The organism is Rhodoferax sp. (assembly GCF_010365055.1).
Classification (GTDB): Bacteria; Pseudomonadota; Gammaproteobacteria; order Burkholderiales; family Burkholderiaceae_C; genus Rhodoferax.
Genome location: NZ_JAAFHA010000053.1, coordinates 12,335 through 35,131, shown reverse-complemented (window position 1 = coordinate 35,131; position 22,797 = coordinate 12,335). Strand labels below are relative to the sequence as shown.

At 62.6% G+C, this 22,797-nt stretch carries 24 protein-coding genes; 19 read left to right on the top strand and 5 right to left on the bottom strand.

Annotated elements, in window-relative coordinates; translation table 11 throughout:
* Positions 1-146: 146 nt before the first annotated feature.
* Positions 147-887 (bottom strand): flagellar basal body P-ring formation chaperone FlgA, encoded by a 741-nt coding sequence (gene flgA, locus GZ093_RS12750; protein ID WP_296486446.1) that lies wholly within the window; start codon positions 885-887, stop codon positions 147-149.
* 181 nt (positions 888-1,068) lie between these two features.
* On the opposite strand from flgA, the gene flgB reads away from it, so the two are divergent.
* Genes flgB through flgL form a run of 11 tightly spaced genes read left to right on the top strand, consistent with a single transcriptional unit; the run spans position 1,069 to position 11,633 of the window.
* Positions 1,069-1,515 carry a flagellar basal body rod protein FlgB gene (flgB, locus tag GZ093_RS12745; protein ID WP_296486445.1) on the top strand — a complete coding sequence of 149 codons (447 nt, stop codon included), beginning with the start codon at positions 1,069-1,071 and terminating at the stop codon, positions 1,513-1,515.
* A gap of 25 nt (positions 1,516-1,540) precedes the next feature.
* Positions 1,541-1,945: a flagellar basal body rod protein FlgC gene (gene flgC / locus GZ093_RS12740; protein ID WP_296486443.1), complete on the top strand. Its 405-nt coding sequence runs from the start codon at positions 1,541-1,543 to the stop codon at positions 1,943-1,945.
* Positions 1,946-1,964: 19 nt separating this feature from the next.
* Positions 1,965-2,618, top strand: coding sequence for a flagellar hook capping FlgD N-terminal domain-containing protein (locus GZ093_RS12735; RefSeq protein ID WP_296486441.1), 654 nt, complete (start codon positions 1,965-1,967; stop codon positions 2,616-2,618).
* Positions 2,619-2,649: 31 nt separating this feature from the next.
* Positions 2,650-3,930, top strand: coding sequence for a flagellar hook protein FlgE (gene flgE, locus GZ093_RS12730; RefSeq protein ID WP_296486440.1), 1,281 nt, complete (start codon positions 2,650-2,652; stop codon positions 3,928-3,930).
* A 40-nt stretch (positions 3,931-3,970) separates the two neighbouring features.
* Positions 3,971-4,711 carry a flagellar basal-body rod protein FlgF gene (gene flgF / locus GZ093_RS12725; protein ID WP_296486438.1) on the top strand — a complete coding sequence of 247 codons (741 nt, stop codon included), beginning with the start codon at positions 3,971-3,973 and terminating at the stop codon, positions 4,709-4,711.
* A gap of 38 nt (positions 4,712-4,749) precedes the next feature.
* A complete protein-coding gene (gene flgG, locus GZ093_RS12720; protein WP_296486437.1) occupies positions 4,750-5,532 on the top strand; it encodes a flagellar basal-body rod protein FlgG in 783 nt (260 codons plus the stop codon).
* A gap of 8 nt (positions 5,533-5,540) precedes the next feature.
* Complete coding sequence (locus tag GZ093_RS12715) at positions 5,541-6,272, top strand: flagellar basal body L-ring protein FlgH (protein ID WP_296486435.1); 732 nt, start codon at positions 5,541-5,543, stop codon at positions 6,270-6,272.
* A gap of 33 nt (positions 6,273-6,305) precedes the next feature.
* Complete coding sequence (locus tag GZ093_RS12710) at positions 6,306-7,451, top strand: flagellar basal body P-ring protein FlgI (RefSeq protein WP_296486433.1); 1,146 nt, start codon at positions 6,306-6,308, stop codon at positions 7,449-7,451.
* Positions 7,451-8,377: a flagellar assembly peptidoglycan hydrolase FlgJ gene (gene flgJ / locus GZ093_RS12705; RefSeq protein WP_296486432.1), complete on the top strand. Its 927-nt coding sequence runs from the start codon at positions 7,451-7,453 to the stop codon at positions 8,375-8,377. The genes GZ093_RS12710 and flgJ overlap by 1 nt, the downstream gene beginning before the upstream one ends.
* Positions 8,374-10,371 (top strand): flagellar hook-associated protein FlgK, encoded by a 1,998-nt coding sequence (gene flgK / locus GZ093_RS12700; RefSeq protein ID WP_296486431.1) that lies wholly within the window; start codon positions 8,374-8,376, stop codon positions 10,369-10,371. The genes flgJ and flgK overlap by 4 nt, the downstream gene beginning before the upstream one ends.
* Positions 10,372-10,397: 26 nt before the next feature.
* On the top strand, positions 10,398-11,633 hold the full coding sequence (gene flgL, locus GZ093_RS12695) for a flagellar hook-associated protein FlgL (protein ID WP_296486430.1): 1,236 nt from the start codon (positions 10,398-10,400) through the stop codon (positions 11,631-11,633).
* A gap of 41 nt (positions 11,634-11,674) precedes the next feature.
* On the opposite strand, the gene GZ093_RS12690 is transcribed toward flgL, so the two are convergent.
* Positions 11,675-13,120 carry a PLP-dependent aminotransferase family protein gene (locus GZ093_RS12690; protein ID WP_296486428.1) on the bottom strand — a complete coding sequence of 482 codons (1,446 nt, stop codon included), beginning with the start codon at positions 13,118-13,120 and terminating at the stop codon, positions 11,675-11,677.
* A gap of 134 nt (positions 13,121-13,254) precedes the next feature.
* On the opposite strand from GZ093_RS12690, the gene GZ093_RS12685 reads away from it, so the two are divergent.
* From GZ093_RS12685 to GZ093_RS12655, 7 genes are all read left to right on the top strand, one after another.
* Positions 13,255-13,866, top strand: coding sequence for a LysE family translocator (locus GZ093_RS12685; RefSeq protein WP_296486427.1), 612 nt, complete (start codon positions 13,255-13,257; stop codon positions 13,864-13,866).
* Between the two features lie 22 nt (positions 13,867-13,888).
* Positions 13,889-14,620 (top strand): aspartate/glutamate racemase family protein, encoded by a 732-nt coding sequence (locus GZ093_RS12680; protein WP_296486425.1) that lies wholly within the window; start codon positions 13,889-13,891, stop codon positions 14,618-14,620.
* Entirely contained in the window at positions 14,617-15,564 is a 948-nt protein-coding gene (locus GZ093_RS12675) for a DMT family transporter (RefSeq protein WP_296486423.1), read from the top strand. Before GZ093_RS12680 ends, GZ093_RS12675 begins: the two co-directional genes overlap by 4 nt.
* Positions 15,561-16,823: a PLP-dependent aminotransferase family protein gene (locus GZ093_RS12670; protein WP_296486422.1), complete on the top strand. Its 1,263-nt coding sequence runs from the start codon at positions 15,561-15,563 to the stop codon at positions 16,821-16,823. The genes GZ093_RS12675 and GZ093_RS12670 overlap by 4 nt, the downstream gene beginning before the upstream one ends.
* Positions 16,824-16,825: 2 nt before the next feature.
* Entirely contained in the window at positions 16,826-17,443 is a 618-nt protein-coding gene (locus GZ093_RS12665; RefSeq protein ID WP_296486420.1) for a glutathione S-transferase, read from the top strand.
* A gap of 25 nt (positions 17,444-17,468) precedes the next feature.
* Positions 17,469-18,449, top strand: coding sequence for a PhzF family phenazine biosynthesis protein (locus GZ093_RS12660; RefSeq protein ID WP_296486418.1), 981 nt, complete (start codon positions 17,469-17,471; stop codon positions 18,447-18,449).
* A 72-nt stretch (positions 18,450-18,521) separates the two neighbouring features.
* Positions 18,522-19,202 (top strand): histidine phosphatase family protein, encoded by a 681-nt coding sequence (locus GZ093_RS12655; protein ID WP_296486416.1) that lies wholly within the window; start codon positions 18,522-18,524, stop codon positions 19,200-19,202.
* A 74-nt stretch (positions 19,203-19,276) separates the two neighbouring features.
* On the opposite strand, the gene GZ093_RS12650 is transcribed toward GZ093_RS12655, so the two are convergent.
* From GZ093_RS12650 to GZ093_RS12640, 3 genes are read right to left on the bottom strand one after another with little or no spacing between them, the layout of a single operon-like run.
* Positions 19,277-20,173: a DMT family transporter gene (locus tag GZ093_RS12650; RefSeq protein WP_296486414.1), complete on the bottom strand. Its 897-nt coding sequence runs from the start codon at positions 20,171-20,173 to the stop codon at positions 19,277-19,279.
* A 46-nt stretch (positions 20,174-20,219) separates the two neighbouring features.
* Entirely contained in the window at positions 20,220-21,080 is an 861-nt protein-coding gene (locus GZ093_RS12645) for a creatininase family protein (RefSeq protein ID WP_296486412.1), read from the bottom strand.
* Between the two features lie 23 nt (positions 21,081-21,103).
* Complete coding sequence (locus tag GZ093_RS12640; protein WP_296486411.1) at positions 21,104-21,460, bottom strand: zinc ribbon domain-containing protein YjdM; 357 nt, start codon at positions 21,458-21,460, stop codon at positions 21,104-21,106.
* Between the two features lie 305 nt (positions 21,461-21,765).
* On the opposite strand from GZ093_RS12640, the gene corA reads away from it, so the two are divergent.
* A complete protein-coding gene (gene corA / locus GZ093_RS12635; protein WP_296486409.1) occupies positions 21,766-22,752 on the top strand; it encodes a magnesium/cobalt transporter CorA in 987 nt (328 codons plus the stop codon).
* The last annotated feature ends 45 nt before the right edge of the window (positions 22,753-22,797 follow it).

The following is a 22,797-nucleotide window of genomic DNA, read 5'->3' as shown; positions in this document are numbered from 1 at the left end:
GCATTGCTGCTGACTGGGCTTGGATTATCTGAAGGTTGACCTATTCTCATGATGCTCTCCAAAACTACTGTAAATGTAGCCTCGTATGCACACTATCGGCGTAAATCGGCCGGGCTTTAGCCCTAATTGCGCGCGATCGAATATTCTCATATTGCCAGCCTGACCGTACGACTGTCCAAAACCTCACCGGACATCACATGGCCGTTGCCCATTTTGACCCGGGCTGGCTGGCCCACCACACCGGCCGACAAGGCTTGTCCGTCCGACGTGATCTCAAAGCCCGCGCCCTGCGCCAGCACCCGAATTTGAGCGCCCGCCCGAAACACCTGGGCCGGTCGGATCATGCCCTGGCGCAGGGCTTGTCCGCTGTTCAAGGTGCGGTTTGCCACCTGCCCCAGCCATTGGTCCGGGTTGCTGATGATGGCCTCGCGCTGCTCGGCCCAGTCAACCTCCGCCTCCATCACATCGTCTTGCGTCAACGCGGCGCCAGCGGGCACCTGACCTTTGACGACCCAAGCCTGGCCATAGGCCTTGATGGTCACCGGCAAAAACACATTCCATTTAGCGCTACCCTCCAGGCAGCGCAACCCGAGGCGGGTTTTGCCCCACAGCCGGGTGCCCGGTGGCAAATAGGGCTCAACCCGGGCGCATGGCGCCAGCCGCAGCCGACTGTCGAGCGCGCCGACGGCGATCTCCATGCGCAGTGGTGAACTGCCGGCCGGGAGGGTTCCCGCCACCACTTTGTCCAGCCACTGCTGCGTGCTGTCCATGAACTCGGGCCGCACGCCATCAACCTGGGCCAGCGCCCCCAGGGTGAAAAAGGCAGCGCCCGCCAGCCCCAGAGCCTGCAATAGACGACGGGTTGAATGAAAAAATGGATTGAACATGGCAGCCCTCCTGAGCGTTTGATTGACTATAGGCAGCACCGGCTGTGACAAAACAGGCAAGTGGCGGCTATTTACCTTGTTATTTAAAGTTTAGAAAACCAGCGTACTTTTCATAATCACTTCACATCAAAGCCCCGGGCTGACGCGGCCGGGCCTAGAAAACTGAAAGTCGAGGTGTTTCATGATCACAAATATGACCAGCGGTTTGGACTTCCAGGCGAAGGCCCTGGTGCTGCGTGCCGAACGCCAACAGGTGATCGCCAGCAACATTGCCAACGCCGACACACCCGGCTATGCAGCACGCGACCTGAACTTCAAAGAGGCCATGCGGCAGGCCACCGGCGCTGACAGCAGTTCCAGCTTGCGCGCCAGCAGTTCTCAAGGCGGTGGCGCCCGTGGCATGACGCACGCCAATCACATTGCGCTGTCAAGCGGCACCAGCGGCAGCCTGGGCGGAGCATCCCACCTGGCCTACGCGGTGCAGAGCCAGCCCAGCCTGGACGGCAACAGCGTGGATCTGGACCGTGAGCGCGCCAATTTCACCGACAACGCCGTGCGCTTTGAAGCCACGCTGCGCTTTATCAACGGCCAGGCCAAAACCATCTTGAGCGCCATTCAGGGCCAATGAACGGGGCCAACTGCGGAGATTTCTCATGTCCATGTTTTCCATCTTCAATGTCTCGGGCAGCGCCATCAGCGCCCAGTCCCAGCGCCTCAACGTGGTGGCCAGCAACCTGGCCAACGCCGACGCCGTGGCGGGGCCGGACGGCCAGGGCTACAAAGGTCGGCAAGTGGTTTTCGAGACCGTGCCGATGGGCTCGGACGACGCGGCTGGTGTGCGCGTCAGTCGCGTCAGCGAGAACAATGAGCCGCTGCGCAAAGTGCACAACCCGAGCCACCCGTCGGCTGACGCCGATGGCTACATCACGCAATCGAACGTGAACCCCATCGAAGAAATGGTCAACATGATTTCGGCTTCACGCTCCTACCAGAACAACGTCGAGGTCATGAACACCGCCAAGACACTGCTGCTCAAAACCCTGCAGATGGGTCAGTAATTTCCAAAAGGTCCTCACCATGATTTCCGCCACCTCCTCTGCCACCACCGCGACGAACACCACGTTGCCCCCCAGCACCACGGCCGCCAGCGATGCCAATGCCTCGCAGGATCGTTTTCTGAAATTGCTGGTCGCGCAGCTCAACAACCAGGATCCGATGAATCCGATGGACAACGCGCAAATGACCAGCCAGATGGCGCAGATCAACACCGTCACCGGCATTCAGCAGGTCAACGAAACGCTCAAGAGCATGGCCCAGCAGTTCACCTCGCTGCAAGTGCTGCAGGGCGCCTCCATGGTCGGCCACGGCGTCTTGGTTGAAAGCAACACCTTGACCCGCAACGACGGCGTCGCCAGCGGCGCGCTTGATTTGGCGGGCAAGGCCGATGCGGTCAAGGTCGAGATACTCTCGCCCGGCGGTCAGGTGCTGGACACGCTCAATCTGGGTGCGCTGGACGCGGGGCGGCATTCGTTTGACTGGGATGCATCAAACTACCAGGGCACCGGCGAGCCCAGCTACAAGGTGACTGCCACGCTGGGTGGCAATCCCGTCGACAGCACGGCACTGGCGCGCGACACGGTGTTGTCCGTGGGCAGCGACAACGGCGCCATGACGGTACAACTGCAAGGGCGCGCTGCTGTGGCTTACAGCAGCGTCAAGGCCATTCTCTAGACTTCACTGCGCATTTTCAAAGGAACCCACCATGTCATTTCAAACAGGTCTCTCAGGATTAGCCGCATCAAGTCGCAACCTGGACGTGATCGGCAACAACATCGCCAATGCCAACACCGTCGGCATGAAAGCCTCGCGCGCTGAATTTGCCGACGTCGTGGCATCCTCCTTGGGCGTTGGCGGCGGAACCGGCGCCGGCATCGGCGTTTCCGTGGAGACCGTGTCACAGCAATTCAGTCAAGGCAGCATCACCGTCACCGGAAACAATCTTGACGTCGCCATCAACGGCGGCGGATTTTTCCAACTGGAAATGCCGGACAAGACCAATGCGTATACGCGTGCTGGCCAATTCAAACTGGACAATGTGGGCAATCTCGTGACCAACGGGGGTGCCCGCGTTCTGGGCATCAAGCCCGATCCCGTGACGGGGGCAATCCTTCCCGGAGGGAAACTTGAACCCTTGTCACTCACGTCGAGCGAGGGCATACCTGCTGCGTCCACCAAGACGATCAAGGCGGAACTGAATCTGAATGCCGCAGCCGACATCAACAACATACTTAGCACCCCTGCCGGCGACCCTACCGCCAGCCCACCCACACTGGTCCCGCCGCTGGCAACCTATGGCACCTCCGTGACCGCCTATGACGGCCAGGGGATCCCGATTCCAGTCAGTTTGTACTTCACCAAGTCAGACCTCAATAAATGGCAGGTATGGACCAACGACCTGACCGGAACCAGTGTGCCTGCAGGGTCCCCAACCCGATTGGGCGCCGATCTGGAATTCGACCCGGCCACAGGCTCATTGTTCACGGGCAACGCGTGGGAAAACCCGGTTGACATTTCTATGGCCTCGGTCAACGGCTCCCTGGCTACGATCCCGAAGCTGGACCTGTCCAAGGTATCGCAATTCGGTGCTGGGTTCTCGGTCGGGAGCCTGAGCCAGGACGGGCATCAACCTGGCAAGCTCGTCAGCATCAACATCGACGACAAGGGCGTCATCCTCGGCAGCTACGACAACGGCGTGCAGGTGCCCACCGGGCAGCTCAAGCTCGCCACCTTCGCCAATGTGCAGGGACTGGCCCCCAGTGGCGGCAACAACTGGACCGCCACCTTTGCCTCTGGCGCCGCCGTGGGCGGAACCCCGGGCAGCGGCCAGTTTGGCACCGCCCGCGCGGGTTCGCTGGAAGACTCCAACGTGGACCTCACCGCGGAGTTGGTCAACATGATGACCGCGCAGCGCGCCTACCAGGCCAACGCCCAGACCATCAAGACACAGGACCAGGTGATGTCGACCCTGGTCAACCTGCGCTAAGAGCCCCTGACCCTTAGCCCGCTACTGAACAGGAGCCGCCATGGACCGTCTGATTTACACCGCGATGTCGGGCGCCAATGCCGCGGCCCAGCGACAGTCGGTGCTGTCGAACAACCTTGCCAACGTCTCCACCAATGGCTTTCGGGCCGAGCTGTCGACTTTTCGCGCCGTGCCGGTGCGCGGCGACGGCGCCAGCACCCGTGTCATGGCAATCGAAGCGACCGCCGGTTACGTTGATACGCCCGGGTCGGCGCAGCGCACCGGGCGCAGCCTGGACGCCATGACCACGGGCAATGCCTGGTTCACCGTGCAGGGTCTGGACGGAACGGAGTCTTACACGCGCAGTGGTTCGTTTGAGGTGTCCCCGGAAGGCACGCTGGTCACCAGCAGCGGCCTGCCCGTGTTGGGCGACGGCGGAGGCCCTATCGACATTCCCCCGGGTGCTGAAGTGGCCATTGGCTTTGACGGCAATTTGAGCGCCCGGGTCGGCAACCAGCCGCCCACCGGAGTGGGTCGCCTGAAACTCGTGACCCCGACCGCGGACGATCCCTTGAAGCGCAGCCACGATGGCCTGTTTCGCGCCACCTCTGGCGACCCCTTGCCCAGTGACACCAACGCCCGCGTGCAGGTGGGCTCGCTGGAGGGCTCGAACGTCAACGCGATCGAAGCCATGGTCGGCATGATCCAGACCGCGCGCCAGTTTGAAACCCAAATGCGCCTGCTGCAGACCGCCGAATCAAACGACCGCTCGGCCGCTCAGCTGCTGGGCCTGCAGGGCTAGGGCCCTTCTCCATTTATTCTTAAGCCAAGGACAGCATCATGATCAACTCCCTGTGGATCTCCAAGACCGGCATGGAAGCCCAGCAAATGCAGCTGGATGTCATCTCCAACAACCTGGCCAACGTGTCAACCAACGGGTTCAAGCGCGCCACCGCCGTGTTTGAGGACCTGATGTACCAGAACCTGCGCCAGGTCGGCTCCAACAGCTCCGAGCAGTCACAACTGCCGACGGGCCTGCAGGTAGGTTTGGGGGTGCGCACCGTGGCCACCAGCCGCTCATTTTCCCAAGGCAATTTGCAGCAGTCGGGCAACAAGCTCGATGTCGCGATTCAGGGCAATGGTTTCTTTCAGGTCACCATGCCCGACGGCACCACCAACTACACGCGTGATGGCTCATTCCAGGTTGATTCAAGCGGCCAGTTGGTCACCGCCACCGGCCTGCCCATTGCCAACGGCGTCACGGTGCCGGCCAACGCCACCAGCATTGCCATTGCCGGCGACGGCACCGTCACCGCGCAGATCCCGGGCTCGCCCACGCCGCAGGGCATTGGCAGCATCAGCCTGGCCAGCTTTGTCAATCCGGCCGGGCTGGACCCCAAGGGGCAAAACCTGTACGCCGAAAGCACGGCATCGGGCCAACCCAACAGCGGCACGCCGGGCGCCGACGGTATGGGCGCATTGATGCAGGGCTATGTGGAAACCTCCAACGTCAACGTGGTGCAGGAACTGGTGACCATGATCCAGACGCAGCGCGCTTATGAGATGAATTCCAAGGCGATCCAGACATCGGATCAGATGCTGCAAAAGCTCGGGCAGCTGTGAGGCGCCGCATGAACATCGCTTTGCACTCGACCCGCCTGCGCGCGTTGGCCCGCACTGTGTGGGGCGGTGTTGTGACCGGGGTTCTGGGCCTGACTTTGTCCGCCTGTGGTTCCTTGCCGCAACCCGTGAGCGTCGACTTTGTCGAGCCCGCCACGCCGCAGCCCGTGGCCGCCGCACCCGCCGCCCCTCAGGCTACAAGCGGCAGCCTGTTTCAAAACGTCAGCTACCGCCCCGCCTTTGAAGACCCGCGCGCCCGCATGGTCGGCGACGTGATCACCATCAGGATCGTCGAAACCGTGGCCGCCAGTCAGGTCTCCAAATCAACTGCCAATCGCACCACATCGGGTGCGGCCAGCGTCTCGGCCTTCCCCCTGGTATCGCCAGCTGACCTGGTGAATCTGAAAGCCGGCGTGGGCACCTCCTCGGCCAACGACTTTTCCGGCAAAGGCGGCACCGAGAGTGCCAATGCCTTCACCGGCACCATTACCGCGACGGTCGTGAATGTGCTGCCCAACGGCCATCTGGTGGTGGCCGGCGACAAGCAGATTGGGGTCAACCAGCATGTCGATGTGTTGCGCTTCTCGGGCACCATCGACCCGCGCCTGATACAGCCAGGCAACCGGATCAACTCAAGCCAGGTCGCCAATGCCCGTATCGAATCCAGGGGCCGCGGCGCGCAGGCTGAAGCGCAAACAGTTGGCTGGTTAACACGGTTCTTTTTTAGCTTTCTACCCTTCTAAAGCTGATGAGAATAGTGCCGAGGGGACACATTCATGCAATTTTTCAACACGCCACATTCAACTCGCCCGCACTGGCTGCTGGCGGCGTTGTGGCTGAGCTTGAGCCTTTTGGCGAGCGGCACGGCCCAGGCCAGCCGGATCAAGGAAGTGGCGGCGGTTGAAGGTGTGCGCAGCAACCAGTTGACTGGCTTTGGCTTGGTGGTGGGGCTCGACGGCACGGGCGACCAGACCACCCAGATGCCCTACACCGCCCAGGGACTGACCAATTATTTACAGCAGCTCGGCATCACGCTGCCCGACGCGGCAGTGTCCAAGTTGCAGCTCAAGAACGTGGCGGCGGTGCTGGTGACGGCGTCGCTGCCGGCCTTTGCCCGGCCCGGCCAGGCCATTGACGTCAACGTCTCCAGCATGGGCAACGCCAAATCGCTCAAGGGCGGCATGTTGATCACGACACCGCTCAAAGGCGCTGATGGTGAGGTCTATGCGTTGGCACAGGGCAGCCTGATCGTGGCCGGCGCCGGTGCTGCAGCGGGCGGCAGCAAGGTGCAGATCAACCATCTCAGCGCCGGGCGCATTCCGGGGGGCGCGCAGGTGGAGCGGATTGTTCCCACGCCACTGCTTGAAGGCGCCAGCATTACGCTGGGGTTGCAAGCCTCGGACTTTCAAACCGCGCGCAAAGTGGCCGAGGCCATCAACCGGCGCTTTGGCGCCAACGCCGCCCGGGCGCTGGATGGGCGCACCATCGATGTGACCGCTCCCACTGATTCGAACGCTCGCGTCTCCTTCATCGCCGAGATGGAAGAGCTGCAGCTTGAATCGTCCGTCCCTTCGGCCAAAGTCGTGATCAATTCACGCACCGGTTCGATTGTGATGAACCAGGCGGTGACCCTGGGCGAGTGCGCCATTGCCCACGGTAATTTGTCCGTCAGCATCACCACCACGCCGGTGATAAGCCAACCCAACCCCTTGTCGACCGGCGGCCAAACCGTGGTCGCCGAGAAAAGCAATATCCAGATCCGGCAAGAACCCGGCATGCTGATTCAGCTGCCCAAGTCAACGCAGTTGTCTGACGTGGTGCGCGCCCTGAACGCCTTGGGTGCCACGCCGCAAGACCTGCTGGCCATTTTGCAGGCCATCAAGGCGGCCGGCGCGCTGAACGCGGAGCTGGAGGTGATCTGATGAGCTACGGCCAACTCTCCACGTCGTCCGGTGCGCTGGCGGCCGATGCCCGTTCGCTCAACAACCTGAAGCTGCAGGCGGGTCAAGACACGCCCGCCGCCATTAAGGAAGCGGCCAAACAGTTTGAGTCGCTCTTCATGCGCGAGCTGATGAAGAGCATGCGCGAGGCCACCATGAAGTCCGGCATGCTTGAGAGTTCGGGCGGGGACCTGGGTACCGACCTGCTGGACCAGCAATTTGCGGTGCAGATGTCGGGCCAGCCTGGCGGCTTGTCCGATCTGATTGCAGCCCAACTGTCACGCCAGATGGGCGGCAGCGAGGCCGGTGCGCAAGGTGCCACCAAGAAAACAAGCGCTTTATCGTTCGGTGCCCTTGGCAAAGCGTCAGCGCTGGCCGCCTACGGTGCCAACAGCGCGGCGCCCCGCAGTACCCCCACGCTGAGCCAGAGCCAATTTGTCCAGCATCACACCGCAGCGGCGATCCAGGTCGAAAAATCAAGTGGCATTCCCGCCAGCTTCATGGTGGGCCAGGCCGGCCACGAGACCGGCTGGGGTCGGCATGAAATCAAGATGAAGGGCGGCGCGCCGTCGTACAACCTGTTCGGCATCAAGGCCGGCGCTGGCTGGACTGGCAAGGTGGCCGAAGTGAGCACGACGGAATACGTCCATGGGGTCGCGAAAAAGACGATGGCCAAATTTCGCGCCTACGATTCCTACGAGGCGTCATTTCAGGATTACGCCCGGCTCATTACCAAGAGCCCGCGCTACGCCCAGGCCAGCCAACAAACAGGCTCGGCGCACGCGTTTGCCAGTGGCCTGCAAAAAGCGGGCTACGCCACCGACCCGCACTACGCGGCCAAACTGAGCCGCGCCATCGACACCACGCAACGGCTGCAGCGCGCGCAAGTCGTTGCACAAAATATATGAGCGGACTTCTCAGCGTCGGCACGCGGGCCTTGCAGGCCAACCAGGTCCTGCTGCAGACCGCAGGCAACAACATTGCGAACGTCAACACGCCGGGTTACTCGCGCCAGAGCGCGGTCCTGCAAACCACGCAGGGCCAATACACCGGCAGCGGCTACATCGGCAAAGGCGTCGATGTCCAGACGATTCAGCGCAATTTCAGCGCCTTCCTGACCCGCCAGTCGGCACTGGCCGGCTCCACCTCCGCCGCCGACAGCACCCGGGCCGACAAATTGAGGCAGCTCGAAGGTGTCTTCCCGGGTGGCGCGGCTGGACTCGGTGCGGCCATCAACGACATGCTCAATGCGTTCTCTGACGTGGCCAACGCACCCACCGATCTCACCGCGCGCACGGTGGCGCTGACGCGCGTGGACGAGACCGCCAAACGCATGCGGGCTGCCGCGCAAAATCTGGACGACTTGCAGGCTGGCGTCACGCAAGAGCTCGGCCAGAAAGTCAGCACCATCAACAGCCTGGCGCACAGCATTGCCGAAATCAACGACAAGATAGCGCGCACCCAGGGCTCTGGCCAACCCCCCAACGATCTGCTGGACCAGCGCGACCAGTTGGTGCGCGACCTCAACCAGTATGTGCAAACCAGCTCGATTGCCGCCAGCGACGGCACCGTCGGTATCTTTTTGGCAGGCAGCCAGGCCCTGGTACTGGGCAACACCGTGTCACCGCTTTCCATCGGCAAGGACGACTTTGGCGACCCCCTGAAGAGCAAGCTGACGATGAACCGCAGCGGGCAGTTCATCACGCTCGATGAAAGCTCACTGGGCGGTGGCGAGGTGGCCGGCTTGCTGCGGTTCCAGAACAATGACCTGGTCGAAGGACGCAACCTGCTGGGTCGGCTCACGCTAGCCGTCAGCACCAGCATGAACAACCAGCATCAGCTGGGGCTGGACCTGGATGGCAATCCGGGCGGCGCCCTGTTCACACCCATGGTGTTCACTGCCAACAACGTCCTGCCAGCCACCACGAATGCGAAGCCAGCACTACCGGCAGTCCCGGCTTCTCTCAATCTGGACATCGGCGACGCGACCAAATTTGTTGCGTCTGATTACGAGGTGAATTTCACCTCGGCAACCCAGGGCAGCGTAACCCGGCGCTCGGATGGAGCCTTAACAAACTTCAGCTTTGCAGCAGGCGTATTTTCGTTCCAGGAGGCGACAAACCCCACAGGAGGACCTTATACAGGCAAGGCCATTGATGGTTTGAATCTGTTGGGTGGTGCAGGCACACCCGCCGCCGGTGATCGCTTTCTGCTCAAACCCTTCAGCACCTCGGCCAGCAACATCAGCGCCGAGTTTTCGACACCGCGGGCTTTGGCCGTGGCCAGCCCGGTAGCTGGCAGCCTGGGCACCAGCAACACCGGGAGCCTGCAGCTCAGCAGCCTGCTGGCCCGCAGCAACCCGGTCGCGTTGACACCCGTTGTGTTGACCTTTACCGGCGCCAACAGCTACACCCGCAGCGACGAGTTGCCAACAGCCAATGCCACCACATTTGCTTACACACCAGGCCAGGCGATTGAGGGTACTGCGCCAGCCACCAGCCCCTTGAGCCAATGGTCGCTGACGCTGCAAGGCGTCCCCAAGGCCGGTGACACCTTTACCGTGCAGCAGCAGCCTGCCGCTTTTCGCAACCTCAACGCCGGCAATGCCGGCGCCATGATGGGCCTGCGCGATGCGAAGATGTTTGACGGCGCAGCGCTCACCGACGGCTATGCCAGTCTGATCGCGCAAATTGGCATCCGCGCGCAGAGCGCCAACTACTCGGCTGAAATCTCGGGCTCGATCGCCGCCAATCTGGAACGCGACCGCACGGGCGTCGCGGGCGTCAACCTGGACGAAGAGGCGGCCAAGCTGCTGCAGTACCAGCAGGCCTACCAGGCGTCGGCCAAGATGATCCAGATCGCGCAAGGCATTTTTGACACCCTGATTCAAACCCTGCGCTGAAGCCACGCCGTCCAGGAGCAAACACCATGACAAATGCAACGACCCGACTCGGTTCCGCCAACACCTACGACAACGCCTTGCGCAATCTGTCAGCGCGCCAATCGGCGCTGTCAAACCTGCAGGAAAACCTGACTTCCGGCAAGAAAGTGGTGCGCGCCAGCGACGATCCGACTGGCGCGGCCCAGGCGGAACGGGCCCTGACCCGCATCAGCCGCATCGCCACCGACCAGCGCGCGCTTGAGGCACAGCGCGGCTCGATTGCCATGGCCGAGAGCACCCTGGGCGATGTCACCGATGCGCTGCAAAACTTCCGCGAACTGGTTGTCAGTTCTGGCAATGGCGTGCACGGCCCCGCCGAGCGCAAGTCCATCGCCATCCAGTTGCAAGGTCTGCGCGATCAGGTCTTGTCGCTGGCCAACCGCGAGGACAGCAATGGGCAACCCCTGTTCAGCGCTTTGGGCAGCGCGCTCAAGCCCTTTGTGGGACCGCAAGCAGCGGCAGCCGACTACACCTTCAACGGGCTGCCGGGGCAAACGTCCAGCAGTGAAGTGGCAATTCCATTTACCCTCGATGGCGACAGCGCGTTTATGCTGCAAACCCAGCGCGACGGGGTTTACAACGTCAGTCTGGGCGGTGGCACGACCAATCTGAAAACCAGCCCCGTAACATTGAATCCGCCCACCGCAGCGACTGGCGCGTCCTACACCCTCACCTTCGGCTCGACCACGGTAGATACGACCACCGGTTTGACCACGGTGGACTACACAATCATGGACGGGGCCACCACAATTGCTACGGTTAACGCCAAGAGTTACACCACGAGCCAAGGCCTCGGTGTGACAGAGATGCCGGGTCTGTCCCTCACCATCACAGGCACACCCACGGCGGGTGACACGGTCCAAGTCGACCCCAGCCCCAGCCTCTTCAGCATCCTCGACGACGCCATTCGCGACATTGGCAGCGCTCCCAGCAACGCCGCTGCCAGCCAGGCCGTCAGCCAGGCGCTGGGCAACATCGACATCGGCATGGGCCGCGTCTCTGCGGTGCGCGGCCAGGCCGGTGACTTGCTCAACCGCGCCGACCGCATCACGTCCAACCAGGAGGCGCGCAGCATCCAGTTGGAGGCCGACCGCTCGCGCGCCGAAGACCTCGACATGGTCAAAGGCATCTCGGACTTCCAGAACCAGCAAACCGGCTACCAGGCCGCGCTGCAGTCATACGCACAAGTGCAAAAACTCTCGCTCTTCAATTACATCGGCTGACCTGACCCGGGCAGCGCTGGCGTGTCCGGATGCGATCCAGGCTACATCGCCGCCCTGACAGCCTGAAACACCTGCCAGAACTGCGCGTCCTGCGTGGTGCAAAAGTTGATGCGCATCAGCGTGCTGGGCGCACGATTGGCATGAAACAGGGCACCCGGTGCCAGCAGATAACCCACGTCCAGCATGCGCTGCGAAAGCAGCTCGGTGTCCACACCGGTATCGACCCAGCCAAACAGCCCCGCCGGTGGCGCGGCAAAGGTACAGCCCGCCGCCAGCGCCAGCCGGGCACTGCGCCCCCGGGCCTGATTGAGTCGCGTACGAATGCGCTCGGCATGGCGGCGTAGCTGGCCCTGGTCAATGCACCAGGCCAGGGCTTTTTCGAGCAGCGCGGGGGTGGTCAGCGTGGCCAGCAACTTGGTGTCAAGCAGACGATCCACCAGCGCGGTGGGGGCCGCCAGGAAGCCCACCCGCCAGCCGGGTGCCAGAATTTTGGCAAAGCCGCTGACATAAATGGTGCGCTGCAAACCGTCCAGCGCGCACAGGCGAGTGGCGAGTTCGGGCGCAATGTGGCTGTAGGTGTCATCTTCAACAATATAAAAGTCATGCTGATTGGCCAGCTGCAGCACGCGGTGGGCGCTGCCCGGCGTCAGGCAGTAGCCGGTTGGGTTGTGAAACACGCTGACACTGACAAACAGCTTCGGGCTGTGCAGCTCGCAATAACGAGCCATCACCGCCAGGTCCGGCCCGTCCGGGCCGCGCGGCACCGGCAAGATGCGCATGCCCAGGGCATCGAGCCGGGCAAATTCAATCGCCCAGCCGGGCTCTTCAACCATCACGTAATCACCGGCGCGCAGCAGCGTGCGACTCACAATGTCCAACGCGTGGGTGGCGCCCACGGTGGTGATGATCTGCTGCGGCGCGGCGTGAATGGCCAGGGCGTTGAGCTTGGTGGAGAGTGACTGGCGCAAGCCAGCGTCGCCAGCGGGCTCGCCATATTGCAGCGAGAACGCCTGCAACTGCTTGCCGCTGGTGACGCGGCGCACGGCAGCGGCCATGAACGTGGTGTGCAGCCAGTCCGGTGGAAACGCCCCCATGCCGGGTTGCGGCTGCTCGCTGCTGCCCTGAAACATGCCGCGGATCAAAGCCGTGGCATTCACCGGCACGTGCTGGGCTTCCAGCGTCGTGTTGAGCCTTGTTGGCGCGTCACCTTTTGCTATTGAATTTATAGCTTCTTGCGCACTATTGACGAGGGCTACCGCCCTGTTTCTTATATAAAACCCGCGATTCTTGAGGGCCTCAACCAGCCCCTGCGCCAGCAACTGGTCGTAGGCCGCGACCACGGTCGACGGGCTCACGCCCTGCTGCTGCGCGCACTGGCGCACCGACGGCAAACGTGTGCCCGGCGCCAGCAAGCCAGTGCGAATGCGCTCGGCAAAACGCTCAGCGAGCTGTTCGACCAAGGACTGCGACGCGGCTTTGACTAACATGCAGATGCCCTTTCTTCCAAACCTGTGTTGCCATGGCAGGCAATACAGCTCAGATAAATGTTTTCACAAGTGTACTGCCAGTGTATTGTTTTTGACGATAAAGTGAGCCCCCATGAACACCAGTCAGCGACCCCATGAACAACACTGAACTCAGCGCTTTGCTGCTACTGTGCACGGCGGCGAGCTTCACGCCCGGCCCCAACACGACCTTGTCGACCGCGCTGGCGGCCAACCTCGGTTTGCGGCGCGCGCTGCGCTTTGTGGTGTCGGTGCCGGTCGGCTGGGGCCTGCTGTTCAGCCTGTGCGCGGGGGGCGTGGGGGCGATGGTGATGGCACTGCCGGTGCTCCGGCTAGCGGTTCAAGCGCTTGGCGTGGCGTACCTGTTGTGGCTGGCCTTGAAGTTGTTTAGAACCAACTCACTGGCGCAGGCCGATGCCGCACAGCTCAATGTCACGTTCTTGCAAGGTGTCATGCTGCAGTTTGTGAACATCAAGGCCTGGATGCTGGCCCTGACCGTGGTGGCCGGTTGGCTTGCCGGGCGTGACGACCTGCTGCACCGCTTTGCCATCATCTTGCCGCTGATGCTTTTGTTTGGCCTGTGCAGCAACCTGACCTACGCGCTGGTGGGCTCGCTGCTTCGCCAATGGCTGGCCGACCCCGAACACGCGGGCAGGCGCTTGCGCTGGTTCAACCGCAGCATGGCCGCCGTGCTGGTGGCAACCGCCGGCTGGATGAGCACGTTCTAACGCTGACAAGAGGGGCATCAACATGAGAACCACCGGTCTGAAAACGCTTGGCCTGATCGGCGGCATGAGTTGGGAATCCACCGTGCCGTATTACCGCGAGATCAACGAAACCGTCAAAGCCCGGTTGGGCGGCCTGCACTCGGCCAAGATCATTTTGTACAGCGTTGATTTTCATGAGATTGAACAGCTGCAAGCCACCGACCAATGGGAGGCAGCCGCTGCCATGCTGGCTGGCATTGCCCAGAAGCTGGAGGGTGCCGGGGCCGACGCGCTGGTGCTGTGCACCAACACCATGCACAAGGTCGCTGCTGCCATTTCAAACGCCGTGCAGATCCCCTTGCTGCACATTGCCGACCCGACGGCGGTGGCCATCAATCAGGCCGGTCACACGACGGTCGGTTTGCTGGGCACGCGCTTCACCATGGAGCAAGACTTCTACCGCAGCCGTCTCGAACAGGAGCACGGCCTGACGGTGCTGACACCCCAACCAGCCGACCGGGACCTGGTCCACCGGGTGATCTATGACGAACTGTGCCTGGGCCAAGTGCTGCCGGCCTCGCGCGACGCTTACCTGCAGGTGATTGCCGACTTGGGCGCACGCGGCGCGCAGGCCATCATTTTGGGCTGCACCGAAATCGCCATGCTGATTGGCCCACACGACTGCGATCTGCCGCTGTTTGACACCACGCAATTGCATGCCCAAAGCGCAGCCCAATGGGCGCTGACCACCCCGCCACTGGAAAACAAAGCATGACAACACAGCCGCACGCCATTCGCAACGGCTTGCTGCTGGGCACGCTGGGGGTGGTGATTTTTGCCCTGACACTGCCCATGACACGGCTGGCGGTTGGCAGCGCCGCAGCACCGCAGATGTCCGGCGTTTTTGTGGCAGCCGGTCGCGCCACGGTGGCTGCCATTTTGGCCATCGTGTTTTTGGCGGCCACCCGCGCGCCAGGCCCCAAGCGCGGGGACTGGCTGCCGCTGGGCGTCGTGGCGCTAGGGGTTGTGTTTGGCTTTCCCCTGTTCTCATCGGTGGCGATGCGTCATGTCGAAGCGGTACATGCCAGCGTAATTCTGGGTGTTTTACCGCTGGCGACCGCCTCGGTCGGCGCCTGGCTGCATCGTCAGCGCCCTTCCGCCGGGTTTTGGGCCTGTGCCGGCTTGGGCACCGCGCTGGTGGTGGCGTTTGCCGTGCTGCGCTCAGGCCGGAGCGGTCTGACGCTGGCGGGCGCTGACCTCTTGCTGCTGCTGGCCATGGCCTGCGCGGCGGTCGGCTATGGAGTGGGGGCACTGCTCTCGCAGCGCCTGCGCGCTGACCATGTGATCTGCTGGGCGCTGGTCCTGGGTTTACCACTCAATCTGCCCATAGCCCTTGCTGAGTATCCACAAGAGGCTATCAAAATAGAAGCGTGGGCGGCTTTTTTCTATGTCGCGGTGTTCTCCCAATGGCTGGGCTTTTTTGCCTGGTACCGGGGGCTGGCGCTGGGCGGCACGGTGCGGGTCAGCCAGGTGCAATTGCTGCAGCCTTTTTTGAGCATGGTGTTTGCCGTGCCGATTTTGGGCGAACGACTGGACGCGCTCACCGTGGGCTTTGGTCTCGCCGTTGTCACCGTCGTCTTTGTTGGCCGCACCATGCCGGTACGCAACACCTTGTCCACATCAAAACCAACACCACCACTTGGAGCCAAGTCATCATGAACAACCCCCCACTCATCACGGCCCCGTCGGGCTGGCAACTGGCGCGCCGCGCCGCGCGCATGAACCCGTCTGTGATCCGCGAAATCCTTAAGGTAACCGAGCGGCCCGGCATCATCAGTTTTGCCGGTGGCCTGCCATCAAGCAAGACGTTTCCCGTGGCCGAGTTTGAAGCGGCCTGCGCCAAGGTCTTGCGCGACGACCCCGCAGCTGCCCTGCAATACGCCGCCAGCGAAGGCTTTGGCCCCTTGCGCGAGATGGTGGCCGAGAACTTGCGCGTTCAGGCCGCATCCGCCGGACTGACCTGGCAAGTGGACCCGGCCCAGGTACTGATCACCACCGGCTCACAGCAGGGCCTGGACCTGGTGGCCAAGGTGCTGGTGGATGCAGGCAGCCGCATTCTGGTCGAATCACCCACCTACCTGGGCGCCGTGATGGCGTTCACGCCGATGGAGCCTGAGGTGGTGAGCGTGGCCAGCGATGATGACGGCGTGGACATAGCGGCGCTGGGGCAAGCCGCTGTTGCCGCGGGAACGGGTGAGGCGGCCCGCTTTCTTTACGTGCTGCCCAACTTCCAGAACCCCACCGGCCGCACCATGAGCGAGGCACGCCGCGCCGCTTTGAGTACCGAGGCCGCACGACTGGGCCTGCCCCTGATCGAAGACAACCCCTACGGCGACCTGTGGTTTGATGCGCCGCCGCCCGCGCCTTTGACCGCCCGCAACCCCGATGGCTGCATCTATTTGGGTTCATTCTCCAAAGTGCTGGCACCGGGCTTGCGGCTGGGCTTTTTGGTGGCACCCAAAGCGGTCTACCCCAAACTGCTGCAAGCCAAACAGGCCGCCGACCTGCACAGCCCCGGTTTTAACCAGCGCATGATTGCCGAGGTGATGAAAGACGGCTTTCTGGACCGCCATGTGCCCACCATCCGCGCGCTCTACAAATCCCAGCGCGACGCCATGCTGGAAGCTCTGGCGCAGCACTTTCCGGACTCCAATAGCCAGCCCGACCAGTCTCTGACCTGGAACACCCCGGCAGGCGGCATGTTTTTGTGGGCGCGTCTACCCAAGAACATGAGCGCAGTGGACTTGCTGCCCTTTGCAGTCGACAAGGGTGTGGCCTTTGTGCCCGGCGCGCCGTTCTACGCCGATCATGGTGACCCGCGCACGCTGCGCCTGTCGTTCGTCACACCCAGCGTGGCGGAGATCCACGAAGGTGTGGCGGCGCTGGCTGCAGCCATTAAAGAACGTCAGACAGCCTGACCATGATGCACATCTGGGGGCGACTGAGCTCACTCAATGTTCGCAAGGTCGTGTGGACCGCGCAGGAAACCGGCGTGCCCTTCACACGCTCGGATGCCGGCATGACCTTTGGCGTGGTGAAGACACCCGAGTACCTGAACCTCAACCCCAATGCGCTGGTGCCCACGCTGCAGGATGGCGAGCTGGTGCTGTGGGAGTCCAACGTGATCGTGCGCTACCTGTGCGCGCGCTACGCCCCCACGCTGTACCCGCAGGACCTGGCACAGCGCTTTGATGCAGAGCGCTGGATGGACTGGCAGCAAACCACGCTCAACCGCGCGGGCGGTGCCGCCTTTTTGCAGTGGATTCGCACCCCGGAACTCCAGCGCGATCATGCAGCCATTGCCCAGTCGGTAGCGGCGATGGCACCCCTGCTGGCGCTGCTGGACCAGCACCTGTCACATCGCGCCTACATGGGCGGCGCCGAGTTCAGCATGGCGGACATTCCGGTGGCCTGCGACATTCACCGCTGGGTCGGTTTGCCGCAGCCACGCCCGGCGCTGCCCCATTTGGAACGGTGGTACGCCAGCATCCTCGCCCGCCCTGCCGTTCGCGGGGTGCTGGATCAGCCCCTGTCCTGACCACCACCCACCCGAGCTCTGCCCCATGAAAACCCGCCCCCTTCGACCGGCTCAGGACAGACCTTTCAAGCAAGTTGACGTTTTCACCGACACGCCTTATCTGGGCAACCCGCTGGCCGTGGTGCTCGACGGCACGGACTTGAGCGACGACGAGATGCAGCATTTCGCGCAGTGGACCAACCTGTCGGAAACCACGTTTGTGCTGCCCCCCTGTGCCGAGGGCGCTGCTGCCGGTGCGGACTACCAGGTGCGCATCTTCACCACGGCTTACGAAATGCCTTTTGCCGGTCACCCCACGCTGGGCAGTTGCCACGCCTGGCTGGAGCACGGCGGCGCGCCCCAGCACCCCGACCTGATCGTCCAGCAGTGCAAAGTAGGACTGGTGCGCATCCGCCGCAGCGCCACGCAACTGGCCTTCGCCGCCCCAGCCCTCACGCGCAGCCAGCCCGAACCCGAAGCCCTGGCGCGCCTGGCCGCGGCGCTAGGCCTGCGCCGCGAACAGCTGTTGGCCGCGCAACACCTCACCAATGGCCCGCGCCACTTCGGTCTGTTGCTGAGCAGCGCAGACGCTGTGCTGCAGCTTGAGCCCGATCTGGCAGCGCTGCGGCTCTGGATGATTGATGCGGGCATCAGCGGTGTCGGCATGGCGGCAGTGGCGGGTGCATCAACCGGCAGCGGGCTGATCAAGCGATCCAACCGCGAAGCGCGCGCTTTTGGCTTCGCCACACCCGCAGCAGTCGATGTCGCGCCAAGCGCTCAAGCGCAGGTCGAAGTGCGATTTTTTGCCAACGATGTGATGGTGAACGAAGACCCGGTCACCGGCAGCTTCAACGCCAGCCTGGCGCAGTGGCTGATTGCCGACGGCCTCGCGCCCAGCAGCTATATCGCCGCGCAAGGCACTTGCCTGGGCCGCGCCGGGCGCGTGCACATTGAGCAAGACGCCACCGGCCAAGTCTGGGTCGGCGGCGAATCCGTCACCTGCATCGACGGCCACGTCAGGCTCTGAATGCTATTTTATTTGTAGCTTGCGTCGCTTACGCGACAAGGGCTACAGCCCGATTTCTTATAAATTACCGGCATGGGACACCTTTACCTTGTACGCCACGGCCAGGCTTCATTTGGCGCAGAAGTCTACGACCAGCTCAGCCCGATGGGCCGGCAGCAGAGCGTGCGGCTGGGCCAGTACTGGCGCGACAAAGGACTGACCTTTGACACCGTGCTGACCGGCACACTCAAGCGCCACGCGCAGACCTACGCCGGCATCTGCGAGGGGCTGCATGGCGCCGAGGGCACAGCGGCAGCGCCTTTGCTTTGGCCGGGCTTGAACGAATTTGACAGTCTGGCGCTGATCGCCACCGTGCACCCCTACCCGCTGAAGAAGCCCGACACGCCAGAACTCTACCGGCACCACTTTCGCCTGCTGCGCGATGGCCTGACGCAGTGGATGAACGGCGTGGTCAGCCCGGTGGGCATGCCCAGCTACCAGGAGTTCCGGCACGGCGTGGTCAGTGCGCTGGACCATATCCGCAAGAATTGCAGCGGCCATGTGCTGATCGTTTCCAGCGGCGGCCCCATCGCCACCGCCGTCGGCCACGTGCTGGGCACCGCGCCCGAGACCACGATCGAGCTCAACCTGCGCATCCGCAACAGCGCGGTCACCGAGTTCGCCTTCAACCCGAAACGCCACAGCCTGCTGACCTTCAACGCGCTGGCGCATCTGGATCAGCCGGAGCATGCGTCGTGGATCACGCACGCCTGAGACGCTGCCCGTCAGCCCGCCAGCGTTAAGGTTCAATAGCTTTAGTCTCAGGCGCTGGCTGGCGCCCATGATAGTCAGCGCAGCAAGATCAGCGCCGTGCCGGCCACCGTCATGACCGCACCCAGCCAGGCACCGGGCGCCGGCGCGCGCCCGAGGTGCAGCCACAGCAAGGGCAGCACCAGCACCGGTGACACCGACGACAAGATCGCCACCATGCCGACATCGCCTTTTTGCAGTGCCAGCAGAATCAGCGTCATGCCCACACCCATGGCAATAAAACCGTTGAGCCCGGTCTGCACCAGCACCCGCAGCGTCGGCGGGCGCTGTGCCCGCGCGGCCCGAAAGCCCGCACCCAACAACACAAAATGGGCGCAAGTGGCGACGGTTACCCGCACGGCGGATGCCATTACCGGGTCCACATCGGTCATCATCACCGGCTTGGCAATGAGGGAGCCGACCGCCTGACACAGCGCCGCCAGCAGCGCCAGCAGAACGCCGGCGCCCACGTGACCCCGATCGGCCTCCCAGGCGTGGTTTTCTTCTTTGCGCCGCCCCAGCACGATCGCGGTCATCACGCCCACCAGCGTCAAGACGCCGCCCCACAGCGCCTGCAGGCTCATGCGCTCGTGCAAGAGCCAGAAACCCAGCAGCGCGCTGAACACCGCATGGGTCGCAAACAAGACCCCGGCGCGGCGCGGCCCGAGCCGGTTCATGGCCGCAAACAGCGCGGTGTCGCCAACAAAAATGCCGATCAAGCCGCTGACCGCCATGACGCCCCAGGCACCCGATGAAAAGGTGCGCCAGCCGCCGCTGGCGAGCACCACCGCCCACAGCATCAGCGCCACCATCAGCATGCGCCAGCGGGTAAAGGCAAAGGCGCCCAGATGGCGCGAGGGCGTGACCGACGTGACGCTGCCCAGCGCCCAGCAGGCGGCTGCGCCCAGGGCGAACAAATCGTAAGAAACCAGCATGAGTTCAGCGAGGCCGCGGGCGCGCTTAAGCGGGCAAAAATCGGGGTCAGCGGCCGCTTGGCGCAGGCCCGGACACCAGCGTGCTCAACGGCAGCTGGTCCATCTCAGCCAATAGCCGCGCCAGGCTGCGCCCGGCAGCATCCAGCAGCGCTCGTCCCTTCTCGGCAGTAGCAGCCGCCGCATTGCCCACCGCCCCGTTGCGGTTGTAGTCCTGCATTTGCCAGCCCAGCTTGGCGCTCTTGCCATTGCCCAAAATGGCGAACTGTTGTGCCCGGTCTTGCGAGGTGGAATGAAAGTCTTGCGCCTGTGCCATGTCTACCCGTGCGGGGTCGAGCGCCAGCATCATGGAAGTCTCCATGTCACCCGCATGAATGCCAAAGCGATGCTCCTCCAAGCTGAACAAGGCGTTGACGTCCTGCCCCTGCGCATCAAGCAGCGGCAAGTTGAACCAGCTGGCGCTGTACACCAGCATGTCAAACCGCGCGCGCAGGTCGCGTGCCGCCAGGTCCATCACGCTGACATTGCCGCCGTGGCTATTGAACAGCAGCAGCTTCTGGATGCCGGCAGCCGCGACCGACTCGCCAATGTCGGCCCAAAGCCGCAGGATGGTTTCATTCTTGAGCGTCAAGGTGCCGGGAAAGCGCGCGTGCTCCGGGCTCAAACCGATCGCTTGCGTCGGCAGGAACAGCACGTTCAAGTCTGCTGCCAAGTGCGGCAAAGCCGCCGCCACGATGCCGTCCACCAACGCCGTGTCGACACTCAGGGGCAAATGCGGGCCATGCTGCTCGGTGGCAGCCACCGGCAGCACCGCGATGGTTTTCGCAGATTGTCCGCTGGAAATCAGCTGGGCAAAGTCCCGTGTGGACAGGTCGGCCCAGTAGCGTGAACGCAGGGTCATGGCAGCCATGATGATTGAGGAGCCGCCACGCTTCAGGCCTTCTTCATGAACTCAGCCTTGAGCATGAAAGCGCCCTGATCGGTCTTGCAGTCCACCTCGTGGTCGCCAGCGCCATCGGGCAGCCGGATGCCTTTGATTTTGGTGCCTTTTTTCAGCACGATGGACGAGCCCTTGACCTTCAGGTCTTTGATCAGGATCACGGTGTCGCCGTCTGCCAGTGGGTTGCCATTGGCATCCTTGATGACACCCTTGGCGTCGTCGCCCGCTTCAGCCGCTGCGCTCATCGGCCATTCATGGCCGCAGTCGGGGCAGACGTAGTTGGCGCCATCGGGATAGGTATTTTCAAGCGTGCACTGGGGGCAAGCAGGTAAATTGGCGGGAGTGGACATGGTGTGATCGTTTGAATAGAGGGAGCGTACGCCCCCCACAACAGCCTGGGCGGCCAGCCGGTGCGCGAGGCAAGGCCACAAGTATATGAAACTCGGGCCATGGCGCCAAAATTGCATATTTTTGGCGCTGTTGACCGTCACTCAACAGCTAGGCGATGCGATAATTTCTGCTGGTCAACTCCCAAAAAATCACGCCTTGAAACCCTGCCCCAGTTGCTAGCTTTCAACCCGCCTTGACTGCATCGGGGTTGGAAGCCAAAACCCGCAAGCCCTGCCAGATGCAAACCATTACCCGGGAGTGAGCCATGCTCAACATCTTTACGCTGGCCAATGGCCGTCTGTTCCAGGAAGAGATCGATTCGCTGGAAGAACTGTCTAAATTCCAGCCGATCTGGGTCGATCTCGAGTCTCCCACCGTGGAGGAAAAGCGCTGGATCAAGCAGCACTACGGCTTGTCGATTCCCGAAGACGCGATGGACGAAGACATTGAGGAATCGGCCCGCTTTTACCGGGAAGACAACGGCGACCTGCACATTCGCAGTGACTTTTTGGTGGCCGACGACGATGAGCCGCACACCGTGCGCGTCGCCTTCATCCTGAATTTGGTCAATGACGAGCTCAAGAGCATGGGCGTGCTGTTTTCGATTCACGACGAAGACGTGCCGGTGTTTCGGCTCTTACGCATGCGCGCGCGCCGCGCCCCCGGTCTGATTGAAGACGCCAAGGAAGTGCTGCTCAAGCTGTTTGATGCCGACGCGGAATATTCGGCCGACACTTTAGAGGGCATTTACGACAACCTGGAAACCGTGAGCAACAAGGTGCTGTCAGGCGATGTGACGGACGCCATGGCCGGCGAAGTGCTGGGCGCCATTGCGCGCCACGAAGACATGAGCGGACGCATCCGCCGCAACGCGATGGACACGCGCCGCGCGGTGAGCTTCATGATGCGCAGCAAGATGCTCAACAGCGAACAGTTTGAGGATGCCCGGCAAATTCTGCGCGATATCGATTCTCTCGACTCGCACACTGCCTTCCTGTTCGACAAGATCAACTTTTTGATGGATGCCACGGTTGGCTTTATCAACATCAACCAGAACAAGATCATCAAAATCTTCTCGGTCGCCAGTGTGGCGCTGCTGCCGCCCACGCTGATTGCCAGTATCTACGGCATGAACTTCAAGTACCTGCCCGAACTCGACTGGTCGCTGGGCTACCCCTATGCGCTGGCGCTGATGGTCGCCAGCGCGCTGGTGCCCATGTGGTACTTCAGAAAACGCGGCTGGTTGAAGTAGTTCGGCGCAAGTTTTTTATTTGAATTCTTTGAGTGCCGTGCGCAG

Coding starts and splice junctions, on each gene's coding strand:
- GZ093_RS12655 (WP_296486416.1), top strand. CDS start 18,522: ATGGGACACCTTTACCTTGTACGCCACGGCCAGGCTTCATTTGGCGCA.
- GZ093_RS12710 (WP_296486433.1), top strand. CDS start 6,306: ATGCAATTTTTCAACACGCCACATTCAACTCGCCCGCACTGGCTGCTG.
- GZ093_RS12640 (WP_296486411.1), bottom strand. CDS start 21,460: ATGTCCACTCCCGCCAATTTACCTGCTTGCCCCCAGTGCACGCTTGAA.
- flgA (WP_296486446.1), bottom strand. CDS start 887: ATGTTCAATCCATTTTTTCATTCAACCCGTCGTCTATTGCAGGCTCTG.
- flgF (WP_296486438.1), top strand. CDS start 3,971: ATGGACCGTCTGATTTACACCGCGATGTCGGGCGCCAATGCCGCGGCC.
- corA (WP_296486409.1), top strand. CDS start 21,766: ATGCTCAACATCTTTACGCTGGCCAATGGCCGTCTGTTCCAGGAAGAG.
- GZ093_RS12645 (WP_296486412.1), bottom strand. CDS start 21,080: ATGGCTGCCATGACCCTGCGTTCACGCTACTGGGCCGACCTGTCCACA.
- GZ093_RS12660 (WP_296486418.1), top strand. CDS start 17,469: ATGAAAACCCGCCCCCTTCGACCGGCTCAGGACAGACCTTTCAAGCAA.
- flgL (WP_296486430.1), top strand. CDS start 10,398: ATGACAAATGCAACGACCCGACTCGGTTCCGCCAACACCTACGACAAC.
- flgJ (WP_296486432.1), top strand. CDS start 7,451: ATGAGCTACGGCCAACTCTCCACGTCGTCCGGTGCGCTGGCGGCCGAT.
- GZ093_RS12675 (WP_296486423.1), top strand. CDS start 14,617: ATGACAACACAGCCGCACGCCATTCGCAACGGCTTGCTGCTGGGCACG.
- GZ093_RS12670 (WP_296486422.1), top strand. CDS start 15,561: ATGAACAACCCCCCACTCATCACGGCCCCGTCGGGCTGGCAACTGGCG.
- GZ093_RS12685 (WP_296486427.1), top strand. CDS start 13,255: ATGAACAACACTGAACTCAGCGCTTTGCTGCTACTGTGCACGGCGGCG.
- flgK (WP_296486431.1), top strand. CDS start 8,374: ATGAGCGGACTTCTCAGCGTCGGCACGCGGGCCTTGCAGGCCAACCAG.
- GZ093_RS12690 (WP_296486428.1), bottom strand. CDS start 13,120: ATGTTAGTCAAAGCCGCGTCGCAGTCCTTGGTCGAACAGCTCGCTGAG.
- flgG (WP_296486437.1), top strand. CDS start 4,750: ATGATCAACTCCCTGTGGATCTCCAAGACCGGCATGGAAGCCCAGCAA.
- flgB (WP_296486445.1), top strand. CDS start 1,069: ATGATCACAAATATGACCAGCGGTTTGGACTTCCAGGCGAAGGCCCTG.
- GZ093_RS12735 (WP_296486441.1), top strand. CDS start 1,965: ATGATTTCCGCCACCTCCTCTGCCACCACCGCGACGAACACCACGTTG.
- flgC (WP_296486443.1), top strand. CDS start 1,541: ATGTCCATGTTTTCCATCTTCAATGTCTCGGGCAGCGCCATCAGCGCC.
- GZ093_RS12715 (WP_296486435.1), top strand. CDS start 5,541: ATGAACATCGCTTTGCACTCGACCCGCCTGCGCGCGTTGGCCCGCACT.
- flgE (WP_296486440.1), top strand. CDS start 2,650: ATGTCATTTCAAACAGGTCTCTCAGGATTAGCCGCATCAAGTCGCAAC.
- GZ093_RS12680 (WP_296486425.1), top strand. CDS start 13,889: ATGAGAACCACCGGTCTGAAAACGCTTGGCCTGATCGGCGGCATGAGT.
- GZ093_RS12650 (WP_296486414.1), bottom strand. CDS start 20,173: ATGCTGGTTTCTTACGATTTGTTCGCCCTGGGCGCAGCCGCCTGCTGG.
- GZ093_RS12665 (WP_296486420.1), top strand. CDS start 16,826: ATGATGCACATCTGGGGGCGACTGAGCTCACTCAATGTTCGCAAGGTC.